The organism is Kitasatospora sp. NPDC023118 (assembly GCF_055560875.1).
Window position 1 is genome coordinate 65,581 of sequence record NZ_JBVHHW010000033.1, and the last position, 9,432, is coordinate 75,012.

Here is a 9,432-nt window from a genome sequence, read left to right on the forward strand (position 1 = left end):
CGGCCGATGGTGCCAGGCTGAGGTTGAGGAGGCAAAGCCCCCAGCAATTAACAGGGAAGGGGGATCGTCATGATTTATTCCGAGAACGGGGAGATCAGGCCGCTCAACGTCGTGGTGCGCCCCGGTTCGCCGCTCCACCGGGCGTACGCCAGGCGGCAGGCGGCCGTGAAGGCGGACGAGACCGCCGAGGCAGCGGCCTTGGCAGTGACGCCCGACGGCTTCCGTCCGATGCCGCGATGGGACCTGAAGCCCCACGGCGGGAGGACGATCGCGGATCTGGTCTTCGTCAACCGCTTCGTCGGCGGCGCGGCCGCCTGGGACAAGGCGGACATCGACAACATCGACCAGGCACTCAAGGCCTCGATGTCGGACCCCACGCTCCAGGCGGTGATCGCCCAGTACTACCAGGGTGCGGTCACCTCCACGATGCTGCCGTCCGACGTGGCGGAGGGCGCCGGGCCGGCGGGGTCGAGGTTCTTCAAGGACGATGCGGAGGCACTCGCCGCGGACCTCTTCTCGGCCGGGGTGCTCGGCGACAGCGATCCTGGGCAGAGCGTCATCAACATGATGCTGCCGCGCGGGGTCATCCTCGTCGACGACTTCTCGCCGGGCTTCCAGCCGCCGGAGGGTACTGAGGAACGGCACGGCCGCCGTAGCCGCGCACTGATCAAGATCGACGACGACGCGAGCGATTCGACCAAGGGGCTGGGCGGCTACCACGGCTCGGTGCACACGCGGCAGGACAGCCGGGACGTCACGGTCTACTACGCGGTCGGGGTGTTCTCGGAGGGAGACAACGGCATACCGGTGTTCGGTGACGCGGACAACGCCTGGGCGAACGTCGTCGCCACCTTCTACCACGAGCTCAACGAAGCGCGAACCGATCCCGACGTGGAGGATGCCATCCGGCTGGACGAGGATTCGAAGATCGGATGGTACTCGGAGACCGGCAGGGGCGAGATCGGCGATCTCCCCATCAACGAGGCCGAACCCGACCTCACGCGCGTCTTCAGGTTCGTGAAGCTCGCCAACGGCAGCGGCGAGGTGCCGGTCCAGCTCATGTGGTCCAACAGGGCGCACGCGCCGGCATCCCGCTGACGCCGCGCCTCGATGCCCGGCGACCGAGGCCACGAGATCGCGCGGCCATGCCGTCGGACAGAGTCCGAGTTCGCCGCGGAGCAGGCTCAGGCAGTGCTGGAAGCCGCGCAGCGCCTCGGACTTGTTGCCTCGCCCATGCGCCCTGATCAGGGCGCACCCGGGAGCTCTCGCGCAGTGGGTCGTCTCGGATGCAGTGGGTCGTCTCGGACCTCGTCCGTCCAGGCGATGGGCGGGACCTGCAGGAGCGCGTGGTGAATGGCGTCGGTGATGGTCATCCAGGCCGAGTGCGACAGCCACCGTCCCGTGGCGGAAAGCCATGAGAAGTCAAAGAACATCGACCATCGTGCCATGTGCCTGACGCCTGAGGGAGCTGGTGAGCCTTACGGGACTTCATCGGGTGGCAAGAAGCGTGGTGCCCTCCCCGCTTGGCCGGAGGGGAGGGCACCACAGGCGTGTCAGCTGTTGGTCGTCAGCAGACGGTTGGCCAGCGCGTCGGCGAGGCGGTAGGCCTCGTCAGCCGAGAGGGTGCGGCAGATGGCGTCCGCCAGTTCCTCGACGTTGTGCCAGTCGACGTTGCCGAGCTCCGCCTGCGGGGCGGTTGTCGGCTGTTCAGCCGACGGGGCCACGGCCCGCTGCTCCGGCATCGGGAGGGGCTCGGAATTTTCCGCGGAAAATCGGTCGGTGCTCGGAGCGAGTCCAGAGCTCGGGAGCGGGCTGCGGGGAGCGGGTTCCGGCCGGTCAGCAGCGGGAGCGGGCGGCTCCGTCGGCGACGGCACCACCTCGGCAGCTGGCCGAGCCGCAGGCGCGGCGGGCTGCTGAACCGCAGGCTGCGGAGCTGGTGCCTCAGCAGGAGCCTTGGCCGCGGCCTTGGCCTTGGCCTCCAGCCTCGCCATTCGCTTGGCCGCAACGGCGTCGGCGTCGGCCTGGAGCAGATGCTCCAGTTCCGACGTCTGCTCGGCCAGGGACATCTCCTCGATGCCCTTCACCGAACCCAGCCGACGCGCGACGTTGATGGAGACGCCCTCCTCGCCGCGCGCCTTGGCCCGCACCTGGCGCTGCAGCTCCGGGTGGAGCTTCAGCAGGTTCTTGCGGTGCGAGATCCAGCTCTGGGACCAGCCCTCCGCCTCGGCGGCCTCCTTGGCCGTCGGGTACTGCGCCACGATGAGCAGGACCGCGTTGGCCTCCTCGATCGGATCGAAGTCCTTGCGCGCCATGTTCTCGTCGAGCGCCGCCCGCAGCAGGGTCGCCTTGGACTCCGCCACTGAGTCGTCCACGACGACCAGCAGCTGCTCGCGCCCGTACAGCTGCGCGGCCGCCCGGCGGCGGTTGCCGTTGACGATGACCACGTCCTGCGCTCCCGCTCCCAGCGCCTGCCGATCCTCCGGCCAGAGTCGGAGGTAGGCGGCCGGGGTGACGGCGAGGCAGCTCTGCAGCTGGCGGTCCTTGATGCTCGCCAGGTCGGAGAGGTCACCCAGCTCGTCACGCGGGTTGCGCGGGTTGGGGAGGCAGTTGGCGGTGGGGATCCACCGGGCCGGGGTGTCGTTGGGCCTGTCCACACCCGGGGTGTCGACGACCGGATCGGCGGCCATCGAGGCGAATGAGACGCGACGGCCTGCCATCAGCGGCCCCCGTACCCGAGCTCGAGGGACAGGCGGAAGAAGTCCTCGCGGGCCCGGAAGGCGGTACCGCTCTCCTTGTACTGGGTGACGACCGTACCCTCGGCCACCGCCCGGGAGTGGATCTTGTACCGGCGCAGGACGGTCTTGGCGCGGGGCCATCCCCTCGCGGCGATGTACGCCTCGGTGTCCTCGAGGTCGGCACGGCCGTCCCGGGGGTCCCAGTTGTTGACGACGACCCGGTAGGGGATGTCCATCGGCTCGATGACCTTCTGGATCGTACGGGCCGTCGGGTCGAAGCACAGCGGCTCGGTGATCATCGGGACCAGGACGTCGTCCGCGATCTCCAGCGCCCGACGCAGGATCTCCTCGTCGGCCAGGGTGCCCGGCGTGTCGATGAAGATGTGTTCGTACTCGTCCTTCGCGCCGAGGACGTCGAAGGTGCACGCGGCGAGGTTCACCGTGGTGGTGGTCTTGCCGACGCCGCCCTTCTGGTTGGCGATGACGTGGATCTTCGCGCCGGTCTTCTTGAGGTGGACCAGCTGGTCGGCCTGCTCGTGGGCCGCCATGAAGTCGAAGGGCAGGTTGTCGCCCACCCGCTCGGCCCAGACGACCGCGGACCCCTGGGGGTCGGTGGACACGACAAGCACAGATGGCTTCATGATGTTCCGTTCTCTCCGTGGGCTTCCCGGGCGGTTCGCCCGGTACTGCGGATGCCCGCCGCTCAAAGCCATCGGCGGCGGACTGGAACAGCATTCCAGATGATCGACTCGGAGCCTGACGCGACCCGCGTGTGATGGAGCACAACGGCCGGCTCACGAGGTCTGGGTTTCCGGGAAAACCCGAGGGTTCGTCTGGCGGCCTGCCCGGCTTTCGGTTTCCCGCGCGCGGTGATGTCCGGGCGGCGGAGGGGGGAATGGAATGCGTAAGGGCGATTGCCCGAGATTGCGGTCTGGACGGCGAAGTGCTGCGAAGGGCGGGGTTGTCCGAGGTCGGGGCGGGGCGCTGCCAGCGTGTGGGCGGCGGGGCTGTTCGCCCGCGGTCGTGGATGCGGATTGCCGGGTTCGGCGAGGGCCAGCCGGACCTCGATCCGGTGATGTGCGCGAAAGTGTGCGATCCAGAAGTTACTTTCACGCTAGAGTGTGTGGTGGAGGTGGAACGTGGCTGACGACCTGTTCGAGGCGATCGACGCGTTGCTGGAGCGTCCGCGCCCGGTGGAGGACCTGCCGGTTCCGGCCGAGCGGGAGCGGCTGCGCAAGCTCGGAGGGTTCAAGCAGGAGGAGCTGGCCGCCGCGCTGAAGGCCCGTCGGGAGACGATCGTGCGGTGGGAGGCCGGGGCGACGGAGCCGCGGCCGCCCAAGCGCGAGGCTTACATCGCCTTCCTCGCCCGGCTGGCGCTGCGGCACGGCACGGTCGAGCCGAGCGCGTGGCTGCGCCGTGCGCAGTCCGCCGGCCTGGTGCGCACCACCACCCCGGCCGAGGCCCCGACGTCCGTTCCGGCACCCGCCGCTCCGGCCGTTCCGGCACCCGCCGCTCCGGCCGTTCCGGCACCCGCGGTGCCGGCTGCGATCGGCGAGCAGCAGGACCAGGCGGTGGTGGAGCTCGACCGGACCCCGGCCGGGGACTTGGTCGCTGAGCCACCGGCACCGTGTGTGCGGTGCGGACGGCCGACGCCGTACCGCTCGCAGGGTCGTCCGGTGCACATGGGCGGCTGGTGCGCGACCGCCCCGGCCGGACAACCGGTCGCGGCGGCGCTGGCGGCCCCGGTTGCCCAGCCCGCCGCCCCGGCGCCGGCGTCGGTGGTCCCGGCCGGGCCGGTCGCTTCGGTCGCTGCGCCCCGCCAGGCCTCTCCTGCCGTTCCTCCGGCCGCGCCCCGGCGCAGCGTGTCGTCCCGTCCGGCCGCATCGGCAGCGTCGCGAGCGCGGAAGGCCCCGGTGAGGAAGCCGGCCGCCGTGGCGGGGCCGGCGGACTGGGAGCTGGCGGCCGCCGCGCGTTTCCCGGCCGGTCCGCTGGCCGTGGTGGACGTCGCCCCGTCCGGCAAGGCCCTGGTCGCCTACCTCGCCGACGGCAGCCAGGCGCCGACCGCTCCGGCCGACCGCACGCTCGCCGACGTCGTGGAGTGGGCGCTGGAGGCCAAGTTCGGCGCCCCGCGGCTGCACCGGCACGGCAAGGACGGCGACGCCCTGGTGGTGCTCACGGACGCCGCCCTGGCCGAGCTCGGTCTGCCGCCGATGGGACGGGACGAGAAGAAGGACTTCGTCCAGCGCCTGGGCCAGCTCCCGAAGACCCACAAGGCGGTCAAGCAGCTCGAGAAGGCCGGCTGGCTGCTGACCCAGCGGGGCCTCGGGCCGTGGGCGCGGGTCTACCGCATGCCGGAGGACGGCAAGCGCCAGTGCGTGCAGCTGTGCATCCCCGGCTGGGGCGCGCTGGCCACGGGCGGCTGGCAGATCCCCGACAGCCTCGGCGCCGCCGACCTCGCCCGGCTGCTGGGCACCTACGCCACCCGCGTCCTCACCCCGCGCGGCTCCACCGCCGTGTCCGGCCTGGAACTGGTCACCGCGCTGCGCCCGCCGACCCGGGCGGTGCGCACCGAGTCGGGCTGGGCGTCCGGGCCGGTGGAGGGTTCGCGTGCGCGGGCGTTCGATCCGGCGCCGCCGGAGGTTCCGGACGTGCATCCGCTCGCGCAGGACCGCGAGCCGGGCGGCGAGTTGGTGACCGAGGCGTGGGACTGGCACCGCCAGCTCACCGACGAGGAAGCTGCGGCGCCGTACGCGGTCGGCCTGGACATCAACATGGCCTTTCTCGCGGCGGCTGGCAGACTCACGCTGCCGCTCTCCGGGCCGGTGCACGAGCTCAACCCCGTCTTCGACAAGAAGCTGCCCGGCTCCTGGCTGGTCGACCTTTCCGGCGTTGCCACCGACCCGCTGCTGCCCAGCCCGTTCACCGCCGACGGCTCCCGGCCCACAGGCCCGGCCTGGCATTCCACCGTCAAGGTCGCCTACGCGGTCGAGCTCGGCGCCCGGATCCAGCCGACCGAGGGCTGGCTGCGGCACGAGCACGGCCCGTACCTGGACCCGTGGCACAAGCGCCTGCGTCAGGCCTACCTGGACACGATGGCCGCGCTCGGCGTCCCGCTCGATCTGGCCGACCGCGACCCGCTCGCGTTCCTGGATGCCATGGCCACCCTCAAGACGGCCGGCGACCCGGCGGAGCTGGCGGTGCTCACCGCGATCAAGCAGACCGCCAAGGGCACGATCGGGAAGCTGAGGGAACGCCCGCGCGGGCACGGTTACAAGCCTGGCGAGCGCTGGCCGGCGCTGGAGCGTCCGACCTGGGATCCGTTGATGCGCGCCCTGGTCATCGACACCGCCACGGTGAACATGCACCGCAAGCTGCGCCGCATGCACGCCGACACCGGCCTGGCCTGTTTCGCCGTGCTCTCCGACTGCGCCGTCTTCGCTTCCCCCGGGCCCGGCGCCCTGGACGTCCTCGCAAAGCCCGACGGCACCCTCACTACTGCGCTGCGCCTGGGCGTCAGCCCGGGGCACGTGAAACACGAGGGCAGCAGGCCGATGGCCGAGATCGCCGAGCTGTTCGCGGACGGCGCCAACCCGGCTCGGCACATGAAGGCCGGCGGCCAGGTATCCGCCGACGAGTAGTCACCCCGGGCGGCCCGCCGGAATCGGCGGGCCGCCCATCACGACCATCAGCAGTGGCCGCCGTGTCGGCGGCCGGGAAGGAAGACCAGGGTGAGCCGGGAGATCGACGAGGGCCTGGAACGCGCCGAGCGCACCCGCTCGATCCCGCAGTCCGTTCCCGCCCGGATGCGCTTCCTGCTCAAGGGCGCCAAGGGCTCCACCAGGAAGCTCGCCCAGGACCTCGGCGTATCCCAGCGCACCGTGCAGCGCTGGCTCAAGGGCCAGGTCGTCCCGAAGCCGGCTGCCGCGAAGGCGATCGAGGCGAAGGTCCGCGCCACCTGGCAGCCCCGCGTGAAGCAGCGGGTGCGCCGCGACGCCGAGAAGAACGGCTTCATGCTCCACATCAGCGGCACGTTCGGGTTCAGCGCCTCCGGCGGCACCACCGATGACCCCCGTCCCCGGGTGATCACGCAGAAGATGCCCGGCAGCGTCGCCCAGGCCCTGTACGCGGCGCGCGACGCCGGAGCCTCCCAGGCCGAGCAGGAGGCGCTGCTCGCCGAGGCCCTCGGCGAGCACTATTTCAAGGACGGCGGTCGCCGGGCCCGCGGCCTTGGCGTCGAGCTGAACGACATCGCCTGGATGGACGTCGAGCTGTAGGCCCCCGCAGCCCGGCATGCGCATTCGCGGATCTGTGCCGGAAGCGCTCAGCCACATCCACTGACCAAGCCGTTCGAGGAGCTCCATGTCCACCGGCCGGCACACCCGGCCCTGCCCCATCACTCACTACTCGCTGTCTGCCAAGTGCACTCTGCTGGCTGGCCGTCACGCATCGGAACGTCCACCCTGACACCGGACAGATCCTCCGGTTCCACACCACCCTCGGCACCCGGCACACCCAGGAGTGGTTGTCCGACGATGATCCCGGGGCCCCGGACGCAGGGCAGTGGGTTACCTGGCACTACGTCACCGGGGGCGAGCCGACTCCCGTCGGCCCGGCTGACCTCGACCGGCGGGTAGCCTCCCTCGTCGCGGGTCACTACCCCACCAATCACGTCCGCCCTGGACAGGCCGGCATCGAGAGCGAGTGCGGGGGCGGCGCTTACTCGACCGGCCGACTGAACCACAGGACTGGTTTATGACGAGTGGCTTGGCGTGGTCGTCGGTGCGATGGTGCCAGTGCCCGATGACCCTGTGCTGCTTCTGCCGTTCGTCCCGGGGCAGGCCAGGCCCACGGGGTGGATCTCGGCCTGCAGGAGCTTGCGTGCGCTGGGGCGGGTGTACGCCCCAGCGCCGGTGTGGTTACTCGTGCAGGAACGTTTCGGTGAAGCTGGTGCCGCTGGAGCCGAGTGCGCCGGTGCGGGCCTCGTAGATGCCGTTCGAGCTGGGGTCGAGCGCGGCCGGGTTGGAGGATCCGAGGGAGTTGCCATTGACGGTGGCCGAGGTGAAGTTCAGGGTGCCGAAGTTGGGGTAGGACCCGGTCGGCGACTCGATGATGACTTCGGCGCTGGCCCGCTGCGCGGAGAGGGACTTGGTCGTGCTGTAGGTCCAGCCCCGCGAGGAGTCGGTCAGCTTCAGGGTGTACCTGCTGCTCCCGGCGTAGGTCACCGAGGCGGTGATGACGTCCCCGGCCGATACCGGGTACGAGCTGAGGCTCAGGTAGACCGGGTTCGCCGGGTACATCTCGTACCAGGCCTGGTTCACGGGGCTGCCGCTGGAGCAATCGGTCGCCACCCCGGTCTGCTCCACGGTGGACGTGCCGTACCCGTCGATGCCGACCCAGGGGGCGTAGAGGTCGTTGGTGGAGTTGCAGGTTGCCCTCGGCTCGGTCCAGGTTGCCGAGACCGAGGTGAAGCCGCTGCCCGTGGCGGCGTAGCCGCCCCAGTTGTAGCCGTTGATGTTGTACTGCAGCGGGCGGAACGACAGTGCCTGTGCGGCCGCCGCAGTGGTCGGCGCGGTGGGGACGGCGAGGGTGGTGGCTGTTGCCGCGAGGGTGGCGACGCGTATCAGGAATCTGCGCACGCTGGCTCCTTTGTGGGGGACGAGCAGGAGGCTCATACGCCGGCCCGGGCCGTGGGGGCGGCCGTGAGGGGTGGCAGTACAGGATTGCCGACTGTCATGCGCGAGGCAAGGGCCGTAGCAGGATTGGCTGTTGAGTGAACTGCCGTGCCGGGTGGGAGGCCTGATGATGTCTCCCGTGTCCGACAGCGGCCGCAGTTCCGTGAGTGATTTCGTGGACGTACGGAGGATCCCAGCTGAGCGGTCACCACGGGGCACCATCCGGCGGAGCACCCCCAGATCGAGGCGCCCCGTCGGCGCGTCGAGTCCATCTGACACTCAAGGGCCCAGCCCGCGCGAAGGTGGCCTCCACCCCGAGAACGGGGCGCAGGCCACAGGGTTGGCGTTGGAGGCCAGGCTCGCCGGGGCGCGCGGACGGCCCGGTCAGTGTTCCGGGGCGGTTGCGGAGGGAGCGGTCGCTTCGCCACCACGTTCGACGGTGGCCACGACGAGTTGGTGGTACTCGGCGAGGGGCTGGCCGACGGGTAGGGGAGCCGGGGTGGAGGCGAGGGTGTACCACTCGTCCGCGCCGGTGTACTGGACGGCGACCCAGGCCTGCCTGTTCGGGAAGGCGGTGGTGACGACGGTGAGGCCGCCGGTGATGCAGCCGAATTCCTCGGTCATCACCCCGCCGGGACCGGCGGTGACGTGCGCCTGTTGGCGTTCACCGGACGGCGGTGCGGTCGCTTGTCGCAGGTGTCGAGCACGTCGGACAGGGCCTGCTTCTCAGGGCGGTGACGTTGAGCCGGTAGTGACCTCGACCCCACGCCCGCGTGCAGGTGCACCAGTACGACCGGATCGGAGGCTTCCACGGGTCCGGACTCTTGTCGCCCTTGCTCCGGTTGCCGACCGCGGACACCGCGATCAGCTGAGGCCCCACCAAAGACGCGGGCGAGGTCCGGCACCCGAGCAGGTGCCGGACCACGCCCCAAAGTTGGGCGCCATGCCCCCGTTGAGCGGACACACCCAAAAGAAAGTTGGACGTTCAATGGTAGCACCCCTGACGCCGGGCGAGGAATAAAATA

General features: G+C 70.7%; 7 protein-coding genes. 3 read left to right on the forward strand and 4 right to left on the reverse strand.

From position 1 onward, the window contains the following. The first annotated feature begins 165 nt into the window (after positions 1–165). A complete protein-coding gene (locus ACZ3UD_RS31675) occupies positions 166–1,098 on the forward strand; it encodes a hypothetical protein (protein WP_465595407.1) in 933 nt (310 codons plus the stop codon). A gap of 455 nt (positions 1,099–1,553) precedes the next feature. Here the strand turns inward: ACZ3UD_RS31675 and ACZ3UD_RS31680 are convergent, their stop codons facing one another. Together ACZ3UD_RS31680 and ACZ3UD_RS31685 are read right to left on the reverse strand one after the other, a co-directional pair. Beyond that, positions 1,554–2,687 carry a ParB/RepB/Spo0J family partition protein gene (locus ACZ3UD_RS31680; protein ID WP_465595410.1) on the reverse strand — a complete coding sequence of 378 codons (1,134 nt, stop codon included), beginning with the start codon at positions 2,685–2,687 and terminating at the stop codon, positions 1,554–1,556. A 29-nt stretch (positions 2,688–2,716) separates the two neighbouring features. After that, on the reverse strand, positions 2,717–3,283 hold the full coding sequence (locus ACZ3UD_RS31685) for a ParA family protein (RefSeq protein WP_465595431.1): 567 nt from the start codon (positions 3,281–3,283) through the stop codon (positions 2,717–2,719). Between the two features lie 591 nt (positions 3,284–3,874). On the opposite strand from ACZ3UD_RS31685, the gene tap reads away from it, so the two are divergent. Then, entirely contained in the window at positions 3,875–6,373 is a 2,499-nt protein-coding gene (tap, locus tag ACZ3UD_RS31690) for a telomere-associated protein Tap (protein WP_465595413.1), read from the forward strand. A 90-nt stretch (positions 6,374–6,463) separates the two neighbouring features. Beyond that, a complete protein-coding gene (tpg, locus tag ACZ3UD_RS31695) occupies positions 6,464–7,009 on the forward strand; it encodes a telomere-protecting terminal protein Tpg (RefSeq protein WP_465595416.1) in 546 nt (181 codons plus the stop codon). Between the two features lie 642 nt (positions 7,010–7,651). Here the strand turns inward: tpg and ACZ3UD_RS31700 are convergent. Together ACZ3UD_RS31700 and ACZ3UD_RS31705 are read right to left on the reverse strand one after the other, a co-directional pair. Beyond that, on the reverse strand, positions 7,652–8,371 hold the full coding sequence (locus ACZ3UD_RS31700) for a G1 family glutamic endopeptidase (protein ID WP_465595419.1): 720 nt from the start codon (positions 8,369–8,371) through the stop codon (positions 7,652–7,654). A gap of 420 nt (positions 8,372–8,791) precedes the next feature. Beyond that, positions 8,792–9,031 carry a hypothetical protein gene (locus ACZ3UD_RS31705; protein ID WP_465595422.1) on the reverse strand — a complete coding sequence of 80 codons (240 nt, stop codon included), beginning with the start codon at positions 9,029–9,031 and terminating at the stop codon, positions 8,792–8,794. Positions 9,032–9,432 lie beyond the last annotated feature (401 nt).

Coding starts and splice junctions, on each gene's coding strand:
- ACZ3UD_RS31680 (WP_465595410.1), bottom strand. CDS start 2,687: ATGGCCGCCGATCCGGTCGTCGACACCCCGGGTGTGGACAGGCCCAAC.
- ACZ3UD_RS31685 (WP_465595431.1), bottom strand. CDS start 3,283: ATGGCGGCCCACGAGCAGGCCGACCAGCTGGTCCACCTCAAGAAGACC.
- ACZ3UD_RS31705 (WP_465595422.1), bottom strand. CDS start 9,031: ATGACCGAGGAATTCGGCTGCATCACCGGCGGCCTCACCGTCGTCACC.